20 protein-coding genes are annotated in these 19,919 nt (G+C 72.6%); 14 read left to right on the top strand and 6 right to left on the bottom strand.

Features of this window, described 5'->3' with window-relative positions; genetic code table 11:
• Positions 1-151 precede the first annotated feature (151 nt).
• The 3 genes from NS283_RS15335 (at position 152) to NS283_RS15325 (ending at position 2,988) form a co-directional block, all read left to right on the top strand.
• Positions 152-871, top strand: a complete 720-nt coding sequence (locus NS283_RS15335) for a VIT1/CCC1 transporter family protein (RefSeq protein WP_058597725.1) — start codon at positions 152-154, stop codon at positions 869-871.
• A 79-nt stretch (positions 872-950) separates the two neighbouring features.
• Entirely contained in the window at positions 951-2,120 is a 1,170-nt protein-coding gene (locus NS283_RS15330; protein WP_058597724.1) for an acyl-CoA dehydrogenase family protein, read from the top strand.
• A 79-nt stretch (positions 2,121-2,199) separates the two neighbouring features.
• On the top strand, positions 2,200-2,988 hold the full coding sequence (locus NS283_RS15325; protein ID WP_058597723.1) for an enoyl-CoA hydratase-related protein: 789 nt from the start codon (positions 2,200-2,202) through the stop codon (positions 2,986-2,988).
• Between the two features lie 61 nt (positions 2,989-3,049).
• Here NS283_RS15325 and NS283_RS15320 read toward each other — a convergent pair whose 3' ends face one another.
• Entirely contained in the window at positions 3,050-3,577 is a 528-nt protein-coding gene (locus NS283_RS15320) for a MarR family winged helix-turn-helix transcriptional regulator (protein WP_058597722.1), read from the bottom strand.
• A 102-nt stretch (positions 3,578-3,679) separates the two neighbouring features.
• Here NS283_RS15320 and NS283_RS15315 point away from each other — a divergent pair, with 102 nt between their 5' ends.
• The 3 genes from NS283_RS15315 (at position 3,680) to NS283_RS19265 (ending at position 6,930) form a co-directional block, all read left to right on the top strand.
• Positions 3,680-4,459, top strand: a complete 780-nt coding sequence (locus NS283_RS15315) for an electron transfer flavoprotein subunit beta/FixA family protein (RefSeq protein WP_058597721.1) — start codon at positions 3,680-3,682, stop codon at positions 4,457-4,459.
• On the top strand, positions 4,456-5,409 hold the full coding sequence (locus NS283_RS15310) for an electron transfer flavoprotein subunit alpha/FixB family protein (protein WP_058597720.1): 954 nt from the start codon (positions 4,456-4,458) through the stop codon (positions 5,407-5,409). Before NS283_RS15315 ends, NS283_RS15310 begins: the two co-directional genes overlap by 4 nt.
• Before the next feature lie 543 nt (positions 5,410-5,952).
• Positions 5,953-6,930, top strand: coding sequence for a cytochrome b/b6 domain-containing protein (locus tag NS283_RS19265; RefSeq protein WP_241492268.1), 978 nt, complete (start codon positions 5,953-5,955; stop codon positions 6,928-6,930).
• Between the two features lie 255 nt (positions 6,931-7,185).
• Here NS283_RS19265 and NS283_RS15300 read toward each other — a convergent pair whose 3' ends face one another.
• The gene (locus tag NS283_RS15300) at positions 7,186-7,749 is read right to left on the bottom strand and encodes a TetR/AcrR family transcriptional regulator C-terminal domain-containing protein (RefSeq protein WP_058597718.1); all 564 of its coding nucleotides are present in this window, start codon (positions 7,747-7,749) and stop codon (positions 7,186-7,188) included.
• A gap of 56 nt (positions 7,750-7,805) precedes the next feature.
• On the opposite strand from NS283_RS15300, the gene NS283_RS15295 reads away from it, so the two are divergent.
• The 5 genes from NS283_RS15295 to NS283_RS15275 all read left to right on the top strand — a co-directional run bounded on the left by NS283_RS15295 (position 7,806) and on the right by NS283_RS15275 (position 11,951).
• A complete protein-coding gene (locus NS283_RS15295) occupies positions 7,806-8,402 on the top strand; it encodes a biotin transporter BioY (RefSeq protein WP_153003390.1) in 597 nt (198 codons plus the stop codon).
• Positions 8,360-9,478, top strand: coding sequence for an AMP-binding enzyme (locus NS283_RS15290; RefSeq protein WP_241492267.1), 1,119 nt, complete (start codon positions 8,360-8,362; stop codon positions 9,476-9,478). Before NS283_RS15295 ends, NS283_RS15290 begins: the two co-directional genes overlap by 43 nt.
• The gene (locus NS283_RS15285; protein ID WP_058597716.1) at positions 9,462-10,568 is read left to right on the top strand and encodes a thiolase family protein; all 1,107 of its coding nucleotides are present in this window, start codon (positions 9,462-9,464) and stop codon (positions 10,566-10,568) included. Before NS283_RS15290 ends, NS283_RS15285 begins: the two co-directional genes overlap by 17 nt.
• A gap of 94 nt (positions 10,569-10,662) precedes the next feature.
• Positions 10,663-11,349: an energy-coupling factor ABC transporter ATP-binding protein gene (locus NS283_RS15280; RefSeq protein ID WP_058597715.1), complete on the top strand. Its 687-nt coding sequence runs from the start codon at positions 10,663-10,665 to the stop codon at positions 11,347-11,349.
• Entirely contained in the window at positions 11,343-11,951 is a 609-nt protein-coding gene (locus NS283_RS15275; protein ID WP_058597714.1) for an energy-coupling factor transporter transmembrane component T, read from the top strand. The genes NS283_RS15280 and NS283_RS15275 overlap by 7 nt, the downstream gene beginning before the upstream one ends.
• A gap of 120 nt (positions 11,952-12,071) precedes the next feature.
• On the opposite strand, the gene cofE is transcribed toward NS283_RS15275, so the two are convergent.
• Positions 12,072-12,842, bottom strand: a complete 771-nt coding sequence (gene cofE / locus NS283_RS15270; protein ID WP_058597713.1) for a coenzyme F420-0:L-glutamate ligase — start codon at positions 12,840-12,842, stop codon at positions 12,072-12,074.
• Between the two features lies 1 nt (position 12,843).
• Positions 12,844-13,350 (bottom strand): GNAT family N-acetyltransferase, encoded by a 507-nt coding sequence (locus NS283_RS15265; RefSeq protein WP_058597712.1) that lies wholly within the window; start codon positions 13,348-13,350, stop codon positions 12,844-12,846.
• Positions 13,351-13,446: 96 nt separating this feature from the next.
• Here NS283_RS15265 and NS283_RS15260 point away from each other — a divergent pair, with 96 nt between their 5' ends.
• Together NS283_RS15260 and NS283_RS15255 are read left to right on the top strand one after the other, a co-directional pair.
• A complete protein-coding gene (locus NS283_RS15260) occupies positions 13,447-14,349 on the top strand; it encodes a DUF817 domain-containing protein (protein ID WP_058597711.1) in 903 nt (300 codons plus the stop codon).
• A 48-nt stretch (positions 14,350-14,397) separates the two neighbouring features.
• Complete coding sequence (locus tag NS283_RS15255) at positions 14,398-14,958, top strand: acyl-CoA thioesterase (RefSeq protein ID WP_058597710.1); 561 nt, start codon at positions 14,398-14,400, stop codon at positions 14,956-14,958.
• A gap of 152 nt (positions 14,959-15,110) precedes the next feature.
• Here the strand turns inward: NS283_RS15255 and NS283_RS15250 are convergent, their stop codons facing one another.
• Both NS283_RS15250 and NS283_RS15245 read right to left on the bottom strand, forming a co-directional pair.
• On the bottom strand, positions 15,111-16,088 hold the full coding sequence (locus tag NS283_RS15250; RefSeq protein ID WP_058597709.1) for an acetylxylan esterase: 978 nt from the start codon (positions 16,086-16,088) through the stop codon (positions 15,111-15,113).
• 213 nt (positions 16,089-16,301) lie between these two features.
• Entirely contained in the window at positions 16,302-17,396 is a 1,095-nt protein-coding gene (locus NS283_RS15245; RefSeq protein WP_058597708.1) for a S1 family peptidase, read from the bottom strand.
• 238 nt (positions 17,397-17,634) lie between these two features.
• Here NS283_RS15245 and NS283_RS15240 point away from each other — a divergent pair.
• The coding region (locus NS283_RS15240) for a proline dehydrogenase family protein (RefSeq protein ID WP_193752696.1) at positions 17,635-19,919 on the top strand (2,285 nt) is incomplete at its 3' end.

Genomic DNA, 19,919 nt, shown 5'->3' with positions numbered 1-19,919 from the left:
AGGGGATCGATGCGCCGCGGGGGCGACGCGTCGGACGCCGCGGGGGCGGCGGACGCGCCGAGTCTGGCCGCGCTCCGTGACGCTCGGGTGAACGAGAGGCGAACGCTCGCGCGCGCGCCCGCTCCGGCGCGAGGCGGTCTACTCTGAGCGCATGACGGAGCTCCCCGGTGCCCACGCCGACGAACCGCACCGCCAGGGTCTCGCCCAACGCTTGAACGGCCTCCGCGCCGGAGTGCTCGGCGCGAACGACGGCATCGTCTCGACGGCCGCGGTCGTCGTGGGCGTGGCGGGAGCGACGAGCGAGGTCGGGCCGGTGCTCGTCGCCGGGCTCGCGGCCCTCGTCGGCGGCGCCGTGTCGATGGCTCTCGGCGAGTACGTTTCGGTCTCGAGTCAGCGCGACAGCGAGCGGGCGCTCATCCAGAAGGAGCGCCGCGAGCTCGCGGAGGATCCGGATGCCGAGTTCGCCGAGCTCGTCGGGTTGTACGAGGCCCAGGGGCTCACGCGCGACACGGCGACCCGCGTGGCGACCGAGCTCACGGCATCCGATGCCCTGAAAGCGCACCTGTCGATCGAGCTGAACATCGACGCCGACGACGTGGTGAGTCCGTGGACCGCCGCGCTGGCCTCGGCGGTGGCGTTCACGATCGGGGCGCTGCTGCCTCTCGCAACGATCCTGTTGGCGCCGGTGGAGGTGCGGGTTCCCCTGACGTTCGCGGCGGTGCTCGTCGCACTGGCGATCACGGGATACGTGGCGGCGTGGATCGGGGGCGCGCGTCGTGGCCGCTCGATCCTGCGCACGGTGATCGGCGGAGCGCTCGCGCTGGGCGCGACGTACCTCGTGGGGTCGCTGTTCGGGGTGGCGGCGGGGTAGTAGATTCCCCTACCAATTAGTAGGACGTCCAGCTATTCTGGCGGAGCGACGACGCCGTCGCCCCACGAAGGAGAGCCGCATGGACACCACCCCTGCTCCCGCGCTCGACGCCTCGGCCCTGTCCGCCGACGAGCGCGAGGCCATTCTTGAAGCCGTCCGTGACTTCGCCGCGACCGAGCTCGCCCCGCACAGTCTGGAATGGGATGCCGAGAAGCACTTCCCCCGCGATGTCCTGCGCCGCGCGGGAGAGCTGGGTCTCGGCGGCGTGTACGTGCGGGACGACGTCGGGGGCGCGGGCCTCTCGCGCGCGGACGCGGTCGCCATCTTCGAGGAACTCGCCTACGGTGACCCCACCGTGACCGCGTACATCACGATCCACAACATGGTCGCGTGGATGATCGACGCCTACGGCACGTCGGAACAGCGCGACCGGTGGCTGCCGGGCCTCGTCGCGATGGACGACCTCGGCGCCTACTGCCTCACCGAGCCCGGCGCGGGATCCGACGCGGCGGCGATCACCACCTCGGCGATCCGCCACGATGACACGTACGTGCTCACGGGCGTCAAGCAGTTCATCTCGGGTGCGGGCGAGGCATCCGTCTATGTCGTCATGGCCCGCACGGGCGAGCCGGGCGCCCGCGGGATCAGCGCCTTCCTCGTTCCCGCCGACGCCGAGGGACTGTCGTTCGGACCCCTCGAGAAGAAGATGGGCTGGAACGCCCAGCCGACCCGTCAGGTCGTGCTCGACGAGGTGCGGGTTCCCTCGGAGAACCTCCTCGGCGGAGAGGGCCGCGGCTTCTCGATCGCCATGACGGCGCTCAACGGCGGCCGATTGAACATCGCCACCTGCTCGATCGGCGGGGCGCGCTGGGCCCTCGACCGCGCGATCGCCTACGTCCACGAGCGCTTCACCTTCGGCGAGGCGCTGGCCGAGAAGCAGTCCGTCGTCTTCGCCGTGGCCGACATGGCGACCGAGCTCGAGGCCGCGCGACTGCTCGTGCGCGATGCGGCGAGGGCCCTGGATGCGAAAGACCCCGACACGGCGACCCGCTGCGCGATGGCCAAGCGATTCGCGACCGACGTCGGGTTCCGCGTCGCGAACGAGGCGCTGCAACTGCACGGCGGCTACGGCTACCTGCAGGACTACGGCATCGAGAAGGTCGTCCGCGATCTGCGCGTGCACCAGATCCTCGAGGGCACGAACGAGATCATGCGTCTCATCGTCGGTCGGAGCGTCCTGGCCGCGTGACTCGAGTCCCTCGGCGATGTCGGGGGAGCGTGAAAGCATGCCAGAGCGGGATCGTCCGCGCCGACAGAACGGGAGTGACATGACGGATCAGGATGCCGGGTACGAGACGATTCGCGTCGAGCAGCGGGGCCGTGTCGGCTGGATCACCCTCGACCGCCCCGAGGCGCTGAACGCGCTGAACTCGCGCACCATGCACGAGGTGGTCGCTGCGGCCGAGGCCTTCGACGGCGATGAGGGCGTCGGCGCGATCGTCGTGACCGGAAGCGAGAAGGCGTTCGCGGCCGGAGCCGACATCAAGGAGATGGAGGGCAAGTCCAGCGTCGAGATGACCCTGACCGATCACTTCGGCGGCTGGTCGCGTTTCGCGGCCGTTCGCACGCCCGTGATCGCCGCGGTCTCGGGTTACGCCCTCGGCGGCGGCTGCGAGCTCGCGCTCATGTGCGACGTGATCCTGGCCTCCGACCGCGCGAGGTTCGGCCAGCCCGAGGTGCAGCTGGGCGTGATCCCGGGTATGGGCGGGACGCAGCGGCTCGTGCGGGCTCTCGGGTACTACAAGGCGGCCGAACTCGTCTTGACCGGCCGGATGATCGACGCTGTCGAGGCCGAGCGGGTGGGGCTGGTGTCGCGCGTCGTGCCCGGGGCCGACCTGCTCGAGGAGGCGCAGACGGTCGCCGAGACGATCGCCGCGAAGCCGCTCCCGGCCCTCTACGCGGCGAAGGCCGCGCTCGACGCCGCGCTCGAGACCTCTCTCGCCGAGGGCCTCCGCTTCGAGCGCCAGGCGTTCGCCGGTCTCTTCGACACGGCCGATCAGAAGGAGGGGATGGCGGCGTTCCGCGAGAAGCGGGCACCGTCGTTCACCCACCGATGATCGAGACGACGCGACGGAACACCGCTCGATCGGCCGCACCACGCGCGGCTACGGGCCCACGTCAGAGCGGGTCGGGCACCGGAGCGGGATCGGCGAAGTCGCCGGCCCCCTTGCGGAAGCGCGCGATGATCCGCACGAGCGCCGTCGCGTCATCGTCGTCGAGCCCGAGATCCGCGAACACGGTGTTCAGCGCGTCGGTGGCTTCGTCCACCCGCCGTCGCCCCTCGTCGGTGAGGGCGAGCAGTGCCGCACGTCCGTCGGTGGGGTGCGGTTCACGAGAGACGAGCCCGTCGCGGGTCAGCCGCTCGACCGTGTTCGTGACGCTTGTCGGATGCACCTGCAGTCGGGCGATTGCGCTGGCCATCGGCATCCGCCCCTCCCGCGTGAAAGCGAGCAGCCGCAGCATCTCGAAGCGCGAGAACGACAGGTCGAAGGGCTTCAACGCGCGATCGATGGATGCCATGAGCAACTGGTGCGCCCGGATCACCGAGGTCACGACCGTCATGCCGTCGGCGGCGTCGTCCCAGCCGTGCGCGAGCCACTGGCGCTTGGCTTCGGCGATCGGGTCGACGGGCAGTCGTCGCGTCATGGGTCCTCCTCGCGTTTCACGGTACCGCGCGGGCGGCATCCGTGAACGTGTCCGTGGCCGTGAGGCCGTGGCATCCATCCCCCGAACGAAGGAGCCGCGTCGATGAAGATCGTGGTGCTGATCAAAGAAGTGCCCGACACGTGGGGCGAGCGCCGGCTCGACCTCGAGACCGGGCTCACCGACCGGGCCACCGCGACGCCCGTGCTCGACGAGATCGACGAGCGCGCGGTCGAGGCCGCGCTCGCCTTCGCCGACGCCCACCCCGGTACCGAGGTGGTCGCGCTGACGATGGCGCCGGCGTCGGCCGCGGCCACCGTGCGCAAGGCGCTCGCGATGGGAGCGACGTCTGCCGTGCACGTCGTCGACGATGCGCTGCGCGGGGCCGATCTGCTGCTGACCGCCGACGTGCTCGCCGCGGCGATCCGGCGCGCCGGATTCGACCTCGTGATCGCCGGCAACCTCTCGACCGACGGGGGCGGTGGCGTGCTGCCCGCGATGGTGGCCGAGATGCTCGGTGTGCCGAACCTGACGGCGCTGTCGACCCTCGAGCTGAGCGACGACTCGGTGGCCGGCGAGCGTGTGAGTGACGCGGGCACGATGCGGGTGTCGGCCGCGCTCCCGGCGGTCGTCTCGATCACCGAAGCGATGCCCGAGGGGCGGTTCACGACCTTCAAAGGCATCATGGCGGCGAAGAAGAAGCCGTACGAGACCGTGGATGCCACGGCCCTCGGCGTCGAGCCCGAGGATCCCGCCGTGCCGCGGTACATCATGCTGTCGGTCTCCGAGCGTCCGCCCCGCGCGGCGGGGGTCAAGATCACCGACGAGGGGGATGCCGCGGAGAAGCTCGCCGCGTTCCTCGCCGATGAGGGGGTGCTGCGATGACTGTCGCGCTCGTGCTGCTCGAGGTGATGCCGGATGGGGCGCTCGCCGCGTCATCCGCGGGGCTGCTGGCCGCAGCCGACCAGGTGGGGGAGCCGGTCGCCGTCATCGTGGGACCGGCAGATGCCGCGGAGGAGGCCGCCGGTCTCGGCGCGGTGCGCGTGCTCACCGCCGACGCCGACCCCGATGCCCTGACTCTTCCCGTCGTCGACGCGCTCGCCGCGGCGGTCGCGCGCGAAAGCCCCGACCTCGTGCTCGCGTCGAACTCCGTCGAATCGCGCGACGCCATCGCCCGGTTGGCCGCGCGTCTGCGGTTGCCGCTCGCGGCCGACGTGGTCGGGCTCGATCGCGACGAGCTCGGGATCGTGGCGCGGCATTCCGCCTTCGGCGGGGCGTTCACGGTGGAGGGTGCCCCCACCTTCGGGCCGCTCGTCGTCACCCTGCGGCCGGGCGCGGTCACCGAGCGCCTCGACGCGCAGCCCGTCGTCGTCGAGCGGCTGGAGGTCGTGGCATCCGGAGTTCCGGCGGGTCGTGTCGAGAGCTTCTCCGAGCCCGCGGCGCCGTCGTCACGCCCCGAGCTGCGCGGGGCGCGCATCGTGGTGGCCGGCGGGCGAGGGGTGGGCTCGCGCGAGAACTTCGCGCTCGTCGAGCAGCTCGCCGACGTGCTCGGCGCCGCGGTCGGCGCATCGCGCGCGGCGGTCGACGCCGGCTACGTCCCGGCCGCTGCGCAGGTCGGCCAGACGGGCGTGACCGTGTCGCCGCGGCTGTACATCGCGCTCGGGATCTCGGGGGCGATCCAGCACCGCGCCGGGATGCAGACCGCTACCACCATCGTCGCGGTCGACAAAGACCCCGAGGCGCCGATCTTCGCGATCGCCGACTTCGGTATCGTCGGAGATCTGTTCACCGTCGTCCCGCACCTGATCAGCGCGCTCGAGGCCCCGAAGAAATAGATGGCGTCCACACCCCGCAACCCGCGTCGCGGGCTGCCGCGCGTTCCCGGCGGGGAGCCCTGGCCGCCCGCGGTCTCCGGCGCGCCCGAGGCGGAGGACCACATCTCCGTGGAGGGCGCTGCGCCGGGGAAGGGCGCGCAGGGCGATGGCGAGCCGTGGCCGTCGGCCACCGCGCGCGCGGATTCGGAGAATGGCGGCAGATTCGGACGTGTCGGTGGGATCGATCCGGATCCGGTGGCGGTTTGCGGATCTGCGGACGCGGCGGCTGCGCAGAGCGCGGCCGGTCTCGCGGATTTCGCGAGTTCCGGGCGTGAGCCTCTCGTGGATCCGGATGCCGTGGGCTCCCCGGCCGCGTCGGCGGTGCGGCGGGGTCTGCCTCGTGTTCCGGGTGGTGAGCCGTGGCCGCATGCCACTGCGCGCGTGGATTCGGAGAGTGGCGTCAGATTCGGACGCAGTGGCGAGATCGATCCGAATCCGGTGGCGGTTTCCGAATCTGCGGCCGCGTCGCCCGCGCCTCGCCCGCCCCTCACGGTGCCGAGGACGGTGTGGCCGGGCGTCGCGGCATCCGCACCTCGCCCCGCAAAGACCGAACCGCAGCGCATCGGCCCCTACACGCCGCTGCAGTGGCTCGGCTCGACGGTCGTGCTCGGAGTCTTCGCGCTCGCGCTGGCCGGGATCGCGGTGCTGCTCGCGCGGTTCGTCCTCGCTCTCGAACCGGGGCGCGACTTCCTCGCTGCTTTCCCGGGCGAGTACCCCCTTCCCGAGGGGGCGCCGGTGGGGCTGCCCGTGTGGCTGAACTGGTCGCACTTCCTCAACAGCTTCTTCCTGCTCTTCATCATCCGCACGGGATGGCAGGTGCGGCGTGAGAAGCGGCCGTCCGCCTTCTGGTCCCCGCGGAAGAACAAGAAGCGCCGCATCAGTCTGACGCTGTGGTTCCACCAGGCGGTCGACATCCTGTGGATCGCGAACGGTGTCGTGTTCGTCGTGCTGCTCTTCGCGACCGGGCAATGGATGCGGATCGTCCCGACGTCGTGGGAGGTCTTCCCGAACGCGCTGTCCGCCGCGCTTCAATACGTCTCGCTCGACTGGCCCACCGAGAACGGCTGGGTGAACTACAACAGCCTCCAGCAGCTGTCGTACTTCGCGATCACGTTCGTCGCCGCGCCGCTCGCGATCCTCAGCGGCGTGCGGCTCTCGGGCGTCTGGCCGAAGGATGCCGCGCGGCTCAACCGTCTGTACCCGGTGGAGTGGGCGCGCAAGGTGCACTTCCCGACGATGCTGTTCTTCGTGGCGTTCATCGTCGTGCACGTGGGCCTCGTGCTCGCCACCGGAGCCCTGCGCAACCTGAATCACATGTACGCCGCCCGCGGCGCGGTCGACCCCGACGCCTTCACGAGCGACCCGACCGGGTTGCTCATCTTCGCGGCATCCCTGCTCGTGATGGCCGCGGGATGGGTGGCCGCGCGACCGCGCGTCCTGGCGCCGATCGCTCGGCTCTTCGGCGACGTGAAGATGCGCTGACCGCGCGAGGCCTTGCCGCCGCCGCTCGGGGGCAACGGTGCGCGCCGCGCCGCGCGGTCGTCGCGTGCGCGCGGGCGTCCGCGCGGCTCCGCGCCGGCGCGCATAGACGCTGTTTGCGCGTCCCCGAGCGAGCGCGCATAAACGCTGTTCGCGCGCATAAACGCGTGCGGAGCGTGTTTCTGTGAGCGGATGGCGTTTATGGATGCCGAATGCCCGGCCGCGGCGCCCAGCCCACGCCGGCGCGCACCCCCACCCCTACGACAGTGGCCCCGCGCCAGCCCGCGCCCGCAGCCCGTCGGCGATGAGGTCGAGGCCGAAGGCGAAGTCGTCGCTCTCGAGGCCCGAGGCGCCTTCGCGCGCGCCGAGGCTGTCGTACTGCAGGCGTTGCTGCTCGTGCCAGACGAAGCCGAGCACGTAGTGCAGCACGGTCGTCGCGCCGCGGCGCGCGGTGTCGGCGTCGAACCCGGCGGCGGCGACCGCGGCGGTCAGCCGATCGTGCGCCAGCGTCGACCCGAGGCCGAGCGCGAGGGTGCTCGAGACGACCTCGGCGCCGTCGCGGTACGTGAGCAGCGCGTCGCGCAGCGCGTGCGCCTCGACGCGGAGGTCATCGGGGGTCCCGGATGCCATCCGCCCGACGATGCGGTCCGAGAGCTCCGCGAGCAACGTCTGCTTGTTCGGGAAGTGCCAGTACAGCGCACTGGGCTGCACCTCGAGTGCTGTCGCGAGCCGGCGCATCGTGAGGTCGGGGAGTCCGTGATCGTCGAGGATCCGCAGGGCGGCGCGGGCGACGTCGTCGGCGGAGTGTCCTCGGGGAGCCATGCGTCTGAGTATAGTGAACGCTGTTCAGGTGAACACTGTTCAGGAAAGGCATGCTCATGACCCGCACGCTCGATGCCACCGACCTCGCCCGTGTCGCCGTCTTCGCCGCGCTCATCGTGGTGCTTGGACTCCCCGGGAGCTTCCCCGTGTTCGGCGGGGTGCCCATCACCGCCCAGACGCTCGGCGTGATGCTGGCCGGAGCCGTGCTCGGTCCCTGGCTCGGCGCCCTCTCGGTGACCGTGGTGCTCGCGCTCACGGCGGCGGGCCTTCCGCTACTCGCGGGAGGGCGCGGCGGCATCGGCGTCTTCCTCGGCCCCTCCGCGGGCTACGCGCTCGGCTGGATTCTCGGTGCGATCGTCGTGGGTCTCCTCGTGCACGCGGGAGGCCGGCGCCCCGTCGTCTGGCGCACGGCGCTCGCCATGATCGCGGGCGGTGTCGTGGCGATCTATGCGATCGGCATCCCGGTGCAGAGCGCGGTGACGCGCCTTCCGCTCGGCGAGACAGCACTGACGAGCCTCGTCTTCGTGCCCGGCGATCTGCTCAAGGCCGCGCTCGCCACCGCCGTCGTCGCGGCCCTCGTGCGGGCGTACCCCCGGGGGTTCCGCCGCGCGTGGACGCAGCGCGCGGCGACGCCCGCGGCTGCGCCGGCGTGATCGTCGTCCTCGACGGCGGCGCTCCGCAGCTCGTCGAGCGGATCGCCGCGACCCGTGCCGCCGGAGACGCCGTGCTGATCGCCGATCCGCGCTGGAGCGCCGACCAGCGCGCGGGCGTGGAGCGGGTGGCATCCGGGATCGAGGAAAGGGATGCCACGGCCTGGGCGACCCTGATCTCGGGCAGCAGCGGCGCCCCGCGCATCGTGCGGCGGACGGCCGCGTCGTGGACGGACTCGTTCGCGGCTGTGAGTGCGCTCCTGGGAGCAGGGCCGGATGATGTCGTGGCGCTCCCCGCCCCGGCGTCGTCGTCGCTGACCCTGTTCTCGCTCGCGCACGCGCTCGAGGGTGGTCCGCGTCCGGTTCTCGGCCGTGACCCGTCCGCAACGCTTCTGCACGCGACGCCCGAGGGTCTGCGCGCCGTCCTCGACGACGGCTCCCTCCCGCGGATGCGTGCAGCCCTCGTCGGGGGCTCGCACCTCGACCCGTCGTTGCGGGCACGCGCCGAAGCCGCCGGCGTGCGGGTCGTCTCGTACTACGGGGCGGCGGAGCTGTCGTTCGTCGCCCTCGACACCGGCGACGGGCTGCGCGCCTTCCCGGGGGTGGATCTCGAGGTGCGGGGCGCCGAGGTGTGGGTCCGCTCGCCGTTCGTGGCATCCGGTTATCTCGGAGCGGAGGGCCCGTTGCGCCGCGACGGGGCCTGGGCCACCGTCGGCGATCGCGCGGAGCTGCGAGACGGACGCCTGCACCTGCACGGCCGGGCCGACGACGCGATCCTCAGCGCCTCGGCGACCGTGATCCCGCACGAGGTCGAGGAGGTCCTCCGCTCGATCCCCGGCGTGCGCGACGCCGTCGTGTTCGGGATGCCGCGCCCGCGCGTGGGTGCCTTGGTGGCCGCGTTCGTCGAGACAACGGATGCCGACCCGGTCGCGGTCCGGTCCGCGGCCGCCGCCCTGCTCGCCCCCGCTCATCGCCCGCGGCAATGGGCGTTCGGAGACATCCCCCGGACGCCGTCGGGCAAGCCGGCGCGCGCCGAGGTGGCGCGACTCATGGAGAGCGACCGTGCCGACCGACACTGATCCCGTCATCGTCGCGGCCCGTCGCAGCCCTCTGGCGGTGCGGGGGCGCGGCCTCGCCCGTGTCGACGCCGGAACGCTCGGGGCTGTCGTGGTCGCCGCTGCCGTCGCCGACGCCGGAGCGCCCTCGATCGCAGACGTCATCCTCGGCAACTGCACCGGGCCGGGCGGCAACCTCGGCCGTATCGCCGCGCTCGCCGCCGGGCTCGGATTCGCCGTGCCCGGCGGCACCGTCGACCGGCAGTGCGGGAGCGGACTCGCGGCGATCATGGATGCCGCTCACGCGACGCGCGCCGACGGACGGACCCGCGTGGCGGGCGGGGTGGAGAGCGCGTCAACGGCTCCCGCCCGGGTGCAGGGCGGGGTGCCCTACGCCCGAGCCCCCTTCGCTCCCGCGGGCTTCGCCGACCCCGACATGCTGCGCGCCGCCGACGACCTGGCCGCTCACGACGGTCTTTCGCGCGCGCGGCAGGACGCGTACGCCCAGCGAAGCCACGCGCGCGCGACGACCGCGCGGGCAAATGGCCGGTTCGACGCCGAGATCATGCCCGTCGCGGGAGTGCACCGCGACGAGGGCATCGGCGCGCCCGCCGCCGCGCTGGCACGTCTCGCGCCGCTCGTGGACGGGGGCACGGTCACCGCCGCGACGTCGACCCGCATCGGCGACGGAGCGGCCGCGGTCGTCGTCGCCCGCGCCGGATCGGCGCCGGGTCTCGCGATCCGCGCCACCGCCGTCGTGGGGTGCGACCCGGCCCTCCCCGGTATCGGCGCCGCGCCCGCGATCGAGGCCGCCCTCGCGCAGGCGGGGAGGAGCCTCGCCGACATCGCCGCGATCGAGCTCGTCGAGGCGTTCGCCGCGCAGAGCATCGCGGTGCTGTCCCGCCTCGGCCTGCCCGACGACGACTCCCGCGTGTGCGCCGACGGTGGTGCACTGGCGCTGGGGCACCCGTGGGGAGCGAGCGGGGCGGTGGCCGTCGTGCGCCTGTTCTCGCGGCTCGTCCGCGCGGGGGCGTCGGCGGGAACCCTGGGCCTCGCCGCGGCATCCGTCGGCGGTGGCCTCGGCGTCGCCGCGGTCTTCGAGGTCGTGCGGTGAGCGCCCTGCGCTGCCGCGGGCTGGCCGGGCGAGCGCGAGGTCGCGCGGTGAGCGCCCTGCGGGCCGTCCGCCTCGGCGAGAGGGAGGTCGTCGGGTGACCGTCCTCCGCTGCCGCCGGCTGACCGCCCGTTTGGGCGACAGAGAGGTGCTCCACGACATCTCCCTCGACCTCGAGGCCCGAACCATCGCGATCATCGGCGACAACGGCTCGGGCAAGTCGACCTTCGCCCGACTTGTGGCCGGACTCGTGCGGCGCGCGTCAGGCGAGCTCAGCGTTCTCGGTCTCGATCCGGAGACGGATGCCGCCGACCTGCGCCGTCGCGTCGCCCTCGTGCTCAGCAACCCCGACGCGCAGATCATCATGCCCACCGTCGCCGAGGATGTCGCGCTCTCGCTCCGACCCCTCCGCCTCTCGCGCGAGGAACGGGGCCGTCGCGTCGCCGCGGCACTCGAACGCTTCGGCCTGGAAGCCCTCGCCGACCGTCCCGCGCACGACCTCTCCGGGGGCCAGAAGCAGCTCCTCGCGCTGCGCGGTGCGTTCGTACGCGAGCCCGACCTCGTCGTCGCCGACGAGCCGACGGCTTTCCTCGACGCGCGCAACGCCCGCGCCGTCGCCGACCACCTGCTCGCCGACACCGGGCACGCGCTCATCGTCGTCACGCACGACCTCGCCCTGGCACGCCGGTGCGAGAACGCCGTGCTGTTCGCGGACGGCGGGGTCGTGGCATCCGGTGCATCCGACATGGTCGTCGACGCCTACGAGAGCGCCCTGGCGTGCTGACGATGTACCGCCCCGGCCGGGGATGGATGCACCGGATGCCGGCAGGCCCGAAGCTCGCCCTTTTCGCGGTCCTGGCGGTCGTCGTCGCGGCGCTGCCGCCGGTGTGGATCACGGTCCCGATCGCGCTTGCTGTTCCGCTCGCGGTGTATGCCGCGGCAGGAATGGGCGTCGGAGAGGGGCTTCGCGTGCTCGCCGGCCAGGCGTGGGCGCTCCGCTGGATGATCGCCATCACGGCGGCGGGCCAGCTGATCTTCCTCGGGCTCGAGCCGGCCGCGGCGAACACCGCGCGCGTGGCGGCGGCCGTGCTCGTGGCGGGGGTGGTGCCGCTCACGACCCCCGTCTCCGCGATGCTCGATGCGCTCGAGAGGGGACTGCGGCCACTGCGTCTCGTCGGCGTCGATCCGGCGCGGTTCGCCCTGCTGTGGATGGTGACGCTCACGACGATCCCCGTCCTCGCCCGCCACGCCGCGGAGGTGCGCGACGCCCAGCGCGCCCGGGGCCTCCGTCCGTCGCTCCTGCGCGGGACGCTGCCGTTCCTGGTCGTCGCCCTGCGTCACGCCGACGACCTCGGCGACGCGCTCGCAGCCCGCGGCATCCGCTGACCCTGACCCGCTAAGCCCCTTGTCCCACTTTTGGTCGGTGCGGGCCTCTCCGACTGACCAAAAGTGGGACACGCACCCCACAGAAGTGGGACGAGGGGGGAGGGGCGAGGGAGAACGGTGTCAGGCGCGCGCCGCGCGACCCGCCGCGAAGCCCTCGGCGTACGCTTCGTCGGCGCCCTGGCGGAACATGTCGCGCTCGGGATTCCGCACGATCGAGCGCGCCCCGGGCAGGTCGAGATCGCCCACGAGGTCTCCGCGTCCCCGCACGATCGCGACGGGGCGGCGCGACGCCTTGCCCTTGACGAGGTCGGTGGCCGCGGCGATCTCGTCGGCCACGCACGGCTGGGTCACGACGAGGGGGCGGCCCTCGGCATCCGTCGTCCCGCGGAGGTCTTCGAACACGTGGATGCCGCCGGCCCCGATCGCGTGGTCCGTCTGGCCCTCGCGCCACGCGCGACCGAGGGTGTCGGTGATGATCACGCCCACTCGGGCGACGGAGCGCAGACCCTCGGCGATGCGGCGGGCGGACGCGTCGGGGTCGACGGGCAGCAGCAGGACCGTGCCCTCAGGAGTGTTGCTGGCGTCGACGCCCGCGGCGGCCGAGACGATTCCGAGGGGGTTCTCGACGATGCGCGTCACGTGTCCGGTCGGGGAGGTCCGGGATGCCACGAGCCGCACGGTCTCGCGGGTGATGGCGTCCTCGCGGTCGTCGGCCCGGATGATCCGGCCCTCGGCCTTCGACACGATCTTGCTGGTCACGACGACGATGTCACCGTCTTGCAGCGCCGTGTCGGCTCCCGGCGCCGCGTCGACGGCATCCAGGATCACCCGGACGAGGTCGTCCCCCGGGGTGATCTCACGGATGCCGTCGAGGGCCCAGACCTGCAGCACGTCAGCGGACGAAGCGCACCTCGGTGAGTTCCTCACCGAGGAAGGGCTCGACGTGGGACGCACCGTCGAGGGCGAAGCCGTTGCGCGTGTAGAAGCGGTGCGCGCGGGGGTTGTCCTCCGCGACCCAGAGGTAGGCGCCTTCGCCGTCGTGGATCGCGGCATCGAAGAGCTGCTGCCCGATGCCCGTGCCGTGGAAGGCGTCGAGCAGATAGATGAAGTACAGCTCGCGCTCACGCGGAGCGTCGTCGTCGCGGGCCGGGCCCGAGCCGACGAAGCCGACGATCTCGCCGTCGACGAGAGCGGCGTGCATGCGGTAGTCCTCGCCCTGGGAGGCCCAGTGCGTCCAGAGCTCCGCCATGCGGCGGGGGGAGACGGCCTTGAGGGCGGCCTCGCTGATCAGGTGATCGTAGGTCTCGTGCCAGCAGGTGGCGTGCACGCGGCCGAGGGCCTCGGCATCCACGTCGCGCACCGGACGGACGACGGTGTCGGTTCGGGTTTCGGCGGTCATGGCGTGACTCTACGCGGGGCTTTCGCCAGGGGGAAATCGGCGGCCGCACGGGGGAGGATGAGGTAAAAGGGCACTTTGCCAGCCACGCGTGCCAGCATGACCGCCGTGTCGGAACGCCCCCGGTTGACCTCGGTCGAAGCGCGTCTCGATGCCCTCGCGAACCGCCTCCTCGCGTCCGCCCCGGCGTCGGGGGTGCGGGCGCGACTGGTCGAGTTCGCGGTGTTCGTCCTCAAGCAGGCGTGGGCGTGCGTCTTCGGGGCCGCGTTCCTCGCGGTCGTGCTCGCCGCGAAGCTCTGGTACCCCGACGACGCCCCGCTCGCGCGGAACGACGCGCTCACGATCGCGGCCGTCGCGATTCAGGTCGTGATGGTGGTCGGACGCCTCGAGACCCTGCGCGAGCTGCGCGTGATCGTCACCTTCCACATCGTCGGCACCGTGATGGAGCTGTTCAAGACCGACGTCGGCTCCTGGATGTACGCCGCCGACGGGGTGCTGCGCCTGGGCGGCGTACCGCTCTACAGCGGCTTCATGTATGCCGCGGTCGGCAGCTACATGGTGCGCGTGTATCGCCTGTTCGACCTGCGCTTCACCCGGTACCCGCGCCAGTGGCTCACCGCGGTCGTGGCGGCGCTGATCTACCTCAACTTCTTCACGCACCACTGGACCATCGACCTGCGATGGGTATTGATCGTGGCGGTGCTGGTGCTCTGGGGTCGCACCGTGATGCACTTCCGCTTCTTCCGCGGACGATTCCGGATGCCGATCCTCCTGGCGTTCGTGGGGGTGGCGGTGTTCATCTGGCTCGCCGAGAACATCGCGACCTACGCCGGCGCGTGGTTGTACCCGTCGCAGGTCGGGGGATGGCATCCGGTCGACGCGTCGAAGCTCACCTCGTGGTTCCTGCTCATGATCGTGTCGGTCGTCCTCGTGACGTGGGTGTACCCGCCGCGGGAACCGGACGCCCGCGCACAAGACGAGGACCGTGAGCTTGTGGGCTGACCACAAGGGAATCGCCGATCCGTCGTGGGATCGATACGCTCGCCCCTCGTGAACGTCCTCTGGCGGACCCTGCTGGTCCTCTTCCGCGCACGCCGTCGCCTCCGCCGCGAGGGGGCCATCGATCCGAACACGGTGACCCGCATCCGGATCCGGGTGCTGCCCACCGACATCGACCTGCTGCGGCACCTCAACAACGGTCGATACCTGTCGCTGTTCGACCTGGGCCGGTGGGATCTGCTCACTCGCGCCGGTCTCATGGCGGCCATGACGAAGCAGGGGTGGTACGCCGTCGTGGCGGCCGAGACCATCACGTTCCGTCGCTCGCTCGAGCTGTGGCAGCGCTTCGACCTCGAGACGCGCATGATCGGGCACGACGACCGGGCGGTGTACCTCGAGCACCGTGCGCTGGTCGGGGGCGAGATCTACGCCCGCGCGATCATTCGCGCGCGCATCCTGCGGCGCACCGGCGGCACCGTGCCGCACGACGAGCTCTTCGCCGCGGTGGGGCGCCCCGAGGGACTGCCCGACATCGAGCAGTGGGTGCACGACTGGGCCGACGGCTCGGCGCTGCCCTCGACGAAGCGGCCCGCGCCCAGCGTCTGGGAGTGAGGGTGCGGGGCTGACCGGGGCGGCGTCCCACGGCGGGGCGCTGGTGCGGTCGTGTGGCGAGCGGCGGTGCCGGGACGAGCGGAGGAGCGATCCGCCGCGGTCGCCCTCCGCCCGTCCCTCGTCCTCCGCTCGTCACGCCCCGGCGGGCCTGATCAGCGTCCGAAGCGCGCGTCGAGCCAGGCGACCTGTCGCATCCAGTGCCGGTAGCCGCCGCCCTCGTGGCCGTTGTAGGTGTACTCCTCGAGCGCGGCATCCTCGGATGCCAGCGCGTGGAACGCCGCGAACACCCCCGACGGCAGCACGACGTCGTCCATGAGCGCCACAGAGAAGAGCGCGGGTGCCTGGATCCGCCGGGCGAGGATCGCGCCGTCGACGTACGACAGGGTTCGCAGCACGCTCGCAGCCGCATCGCGGTGGATCGCGAGGAAGCGGGTGATCTCGGTGAACGGGGCCGACGGCGTGCGCACGATCGCGTTCGGGAAGTCGCACAGGAACGGCACGTCGGGCATGACGGCGGCGACCTTGTCTCCGGAGAGGGCGGCCGCGGCGATCGCGAGCCCGCCGCCCTGGCTGCCGCCGGTGACGGCGATGCGCGTCGGGTCGACCCCGGGCAGCGCGCGGACCTCGTCGACGAGCCGCGCGGCATCCGTGTACAGGCGGCGGTAGTAGTACTCGCGGGGATCCAGGATGCCGCGGGTCATGACGCCCGGGAAGGCGGCGGCGGAGCCGTGCGGGTCGGGCGTCTCACCGACGCTCCACGTCGATCCCTGGCCGCGCGTGTCCATGATGACGTGCACGTATCCCGCGGCCGCCCACTGGTTCTTCTCTCCGGCGAGACCCCGGCCGCCGCCGTAGCCGATGAACTCGACGACCGCGGGGAGCACCTCGTCCCCGTGAGGGCGGACGACCCAGCCACGGATGGCGTCTCCGCCGAAGCCCGTGAACGTGAGGTCCTGCACGGACAGCGCTCGCAGCGGACCGTCGACCGGGGTCAGGACGGCCGGGCGAGCGGCATCCCGGGCCTCGGCGAGGGTCTCGTCCCAGAAGGCGTCGAGATCGTCGGGCGCGGTGAGCGCCGGGCGGTACTCGCGCAGCAGCTCGAGGGGCATGTCGGTGAAGGTCTGGGCCATGCGGGAACTCCAACGGTGAGGGGGCTGCACCGACAGTAGCGAACGTGGCGTGGTCGCGATGCCGCCGTGACGGCAGGAGACACGGGGAGGGGAGGAGGTGACGGCGCTCCGCGTCCTCCGCTGACGGGACCGCGGCGTGGGCGGCGACGGCAGGAGCCCCGACCGCGTATCGCGGCCGGGGCTCCCGTATCCGAGGTCAGCTCCTCAGCGCGGTCAGCTGGTGAGCAGGCTCAGACCGTACGTCTGCAGGATCTCGTTCACCGGCTGGAAGTACGTGGTTCCGCCCGAGGAGCAGTCGCCCGACCCGCCCGAGGTCACGCCCTGCGCCTGGTTGCCGGCGAGCAGCGAGCCGCCGGAGTCGCCGGGTTCGGCGCACACGCTCGTGCGGATGAGGCCCGAGACCGACCCCTCGGCGTAGCGAACCGTGGAGTTGTAGGCCTGGATCTGACCGCAGTGCCAGCCCGTGGTCGAACCCGAACGGCACACGGTCGCGCCGACCGCGGCGGGCGTCGAACCCTTCACCGCGACTGCGCCGCCGGCGTAGTCTGACACCTCGCCCACGGGAGTGTGGTTCGGCGTCGCGACCCAGGCGTAGTCATTGCCCGGGAACGACGACCCCTGGAAGGTGCCGTACGTGGTGCTGTCGCCGACGTCACCGCAGTGTCCGGCGGTGACGAAACCGCCCTGCACGGCGAAACCGACCGAGCAGCGACTCTGGTTGTTGATGTTGTAGGCGATTCCGCCGCGAATGGTCGCGAAGGTTTCGGGGGCCTCGACGTCGGTCTGCAGGCGGACCGCGTCGGCCGGCGCCCCGAGGGTCGCGACGAAGTCGCTCGCCACGTCGGCACCGCCGGGCAGCACGTCGACGACCACGTCGTTGTTCTCGACGTCGATCCACCACGAGGGGACCACGTCGGGGACATCGCTCGCCTCGATACGCGCGGCGATGCCCTCGAGGTCGTCGAGAGAGTGCGCCGCGGCGATGGGCACCGCGCCGGCGCCGGCCGCGGCCGCCCGCGCGTCGTCGGTCGTAGCCGCCGCGTAGACGGTGCGCGTCGACTCGTCGAGCCACGTGCCGGCGAACGCGTCGCCCGCGACCGACGCGATCTCGGTCGTCGTGGTCGCCGCGTCGGCCTGAAAACGCAGGACGTCGGCGGCGCCGGTGACATCGGTGCCGAGCTCGGATGCCATGGCGTCGAGCAGGTGCGCATCGACGCCGTCGATCGCAGCGTCGGGCGTCGGCGAGGCGGCGAAAGCCGGATTTGCAGCGGCGGAGGTGAGGAACAGGCCGAGGGCAGTGGCGCCCACGACCGCTTTCGATATGCGGTTCAGCGATATGCGGTTCACGGAGAGTGACCTTCCATCCAGGGGGATAAATGGCTGGGTACCCACCGCCATACAAACATGATCGGGACGAAAAGCGAAGAAGTTCCTGGAATTTCTTGTTCTGAGTGCAAAAACATTCGTTCGCAGGAACCCGAGCCGATCCGCAGCTTGCGCGGCGGGCCGCCGGGATGCCACGCGCGCGATGCCTAGGCTGACCGACATGAGCATCGAAGACCCGCGCGCGACCGGATTCACGCTCTCCTCGGCTGTTCCCGTGCGGGCCGCCGCCCGGGTGGCCGCGTTCTCGACCGCCCCTCGCGAGTCGCCCGCCCCCGCCGTCGCCGTCTTCGTCGCGGCCGCGGCCGACGGCGTGCTCCGCCCGGAGGGGGCGACCGCGGCCGCGGCCGCCCTGCACCGGCTCGCGGGCGAGGTTCCGGCGAGTCTGCCCTGGTTCGCGCGCGGCGCTCTGCAGTTCGGCGGTGCCGTTGCGCCGGTGATGCCGGCCCCGGTCGTCCCGCTCGCGCGACGCGCGCTGCGCGATCTGATCGCCGGTCTGACCGTCGACGCGCGGCCCGAGCGGCTGGGCGCAGCCCTCGCGGCGTTCGGTGCGCACGGGGGCACGACCGACGTGCGGCTGGTCGGTCCTGCGGTGCTCGGCGAGTCCGCCGCGCGACGGCGGGTCGACGGCATCCGGGCCATGGTGAGCCGTGACGACGTCGACCGGGTGACGCTCTCGGTCGCCGATGCGACGGGCGGAGCGTCGCGGTGGGCGTTCGACGCCGACGTCGATGCCGCCGCCGAGCGGCTGTTGCCGCTCTTCCTCGCCGCCGCCGAGCACGCCACGCACCTCACGCTCGCGGTGGAGGGGCGCGACGACCTCGACCGGACGGTCGCCGTCCTCACCCGCGTGCTCGAGGAGCCCCGCCTGCGCGAGACCCCCGCCGGGATCGCTCTGCCGATCGCCGTGGTCGAGAGCGTCGACGCCGTGCGCGAGCTTGCCGCGTGGGCACGCCAGCGTGCCGACGACGGGGGCGCCCGGCTGACGGTCCGCCTGGACGATGCGCCGCTGCAGACCGCGGATGCCCTGACCTCGGCGCGCCACGGGTGGGTCGCCCCCGCCATCACCCGGCGGGACGACATCGATGCCCAGGCCGTGCGCGCCCTCCGCGAGGCGTTCAGTACTCGCGGACGCGAAGGACTCGCGGTCGAGTTCGCGACCGGTGACCCCGAACGAGCCGCCCTCGCCCTCGCGGTCGCCGACGACACCGACGCCGCGCTGACCCTGGCCGTGCCGGCGGGTGCGTCGTGGACGCCGGACGACTCGTTCGTCGTGACGGTCGCCGCCGTGCACCCCGACGATCTCGACATCGTCGCGGCGCGGCTCACGGCCGCATACGCCGATGCCGTCGCCGCGTCGCCGGACCTGCCCGTCGCGTCGCCGGGGCCGGGGGAGCCCGAGGACGCCGACGCCGCCCAGGACACGATGCCGCTCGACGACCTCGAGGGCGGCCTCTTCGCGCCCGAGACCGCGGCCGTCGCGGCGCGCGCCCATCGCGCGGTCTCCGCCGCGGAGGGTCCCGCGCCGACTGGCCGCGTCGCTCAGCGGAGCGTGGTGACCGACCCGGCGATCCTGCGCGACCCCGCCGACGCCGACGCGGCCGACGCGGGTCTCACACAGGCGGTGCTCGGGATCGCGCGGGAGGCCGCGGCATCCGGAGACACGTCCGCCCTCGGCCCCGACGTGCAGCAGATGCTCTTCGGAGGGCAGGCTTTCGTCGACACCGCTGTGTTCTCGGTGCGCGAGAGTCCCGAGGTGGCGGGCGGTGCACCCGGTTTCCGCAACGTCGCCGACACCGACCCCGGAGTGGCGGAGGACCGCGCCTGGGCGCTCGCCGCGATCAGCCGGGCGAGCGGGTCGACCGCCGGGGACGCGACCGCCGCCGCGGGCCGCATCGACGACGAAGCCGGTCTCGATGCGGCGCTGGCGCGGGTGCGCGAGGCCGCGGAGCCATGGGGCGCGCTGGCTGCGGCCGACCGGGCGACGGTGCTGCAGTCCGCGGCGCGCGCGCTGGAAGACCGCCGCGCCGAGCTCATCGAGGTGCTCGCCTCCGAGGCGGGCGTTCTCGTCGACGAGGGCGACATCGAGGTGAGCCAGGCGGTCGACGCGGCCGCGTACTACGCCGTCACCGCCAAAGAGCTCGACCGCGTCGCGGGCGCCGTGTTCGTCCCCAACCGGGTCACCGTCGTCGCGCCGCGCTGGAACGCGCCCGTCGGGCTGTGCGCCGCCGAGACGCTCGCGGCGCTCGCGGCGGGCTCGGGCGTCCTGCTCACGCCGTCGCCGCGCGCGCGACGCGCGGGCGCGGTCGTCGCCGAGGCCCTCTGGGCCGCCGGGGTTCCGCGTGACCTCCTGACCTACGCCGACCTCAACGAGGAGGCCTCGGGGCGCGCGCTGATCGTGCACCCCGGCGTCGACCGCGTGCTGCTCGCGGGAGCGCGCACCACCGC

The organism is Microbacterium testaceum, from assembly GCF_001476285.1.
GTDB lineage: Bacteria > Actinomycetota > Actinomycetes > Actinomycetales > Microbacteriaceae > Microbacterium > Microbacterium testaceum_B.
This window is presented reverse-complemented; position numbering and strand designations above follow the sequence as displayed.

Coding starts and splice junctions, on each gene's coding strand:
- NS283_RS15335 (WP_058597725.1), top strand. CDS start 152: ATGACGGAGCTCCCCGGTGCCCACGCCGACGAACCGCACCGCCAGGGT.
- NS283_RS15330 (WP_058597724.1), top strand. CDS start 951: ATGGACACCACCCCTGCTCCCGCGCTCGACGCCTCGGCCCTGTCCGCC.
- NS283_RS15325 (WP_058597723.1), top strand. CDS start 2,200: ATGACGGATCAGGATGCCGGGTACGAGACGATTCGCGTCGAGCAGCGG.
- NS283_RS15320 (WP_058597722.1), bottom strand. CDS start 3,577: ATGACGCGACGACTGCCCGTCGACCCGATCGCCGAAGCCAAGCGCCAG.
- NS283_RS15315 (WP_058597721.1), top strand. CDS start 3,680: ATGAAGATCGTGGTGCTGATCAAAGAAGTGCCCGACACGTGGGGCGAG.
- NS283_RS15310 (WP_058597720.1), top strand. CDS start 4,456: ATGACTGTCGCGCTCGTGCTGCTCGAGGTGATGCCGGATGGGGCGCTC.
- NS283_RS15300 (WP_058597718.1), bottom strand. CDS start 7,749: ATGGCTCCCCGAGGACACTCCGCCGACGACGTCGCCCGCGCCGCCCTG.
- NS283_RS15295 (WP_153003390.1), top strand. CDS start 7,806: ATGACCCGCACGCTCGATGCCACCGACCTCGCCCGTGTCGCCGTCTTC.
- NS283_RS15265 (WP_058597712.1), bottom strand. CDS start 13,350: ATGACCGCCGAAACCCGAACCGACACCGTCGTCCGTCCGGTGCGCGAC.
- NS283_RS15260 (WP_058597711.1), top strand. CDS start 13,447: ATGACCGCCGTGTCGGAACGCCCCCGGTTGACCTCGGTCGAAGCGCGT.
- NS283_RS15250 (WP_058597709.1), bottom strand. CDS start 16,088: ATGGCCCAGACCTTCACCGACATGCCCCTCGAGCTGCTGCGCGAGTAC.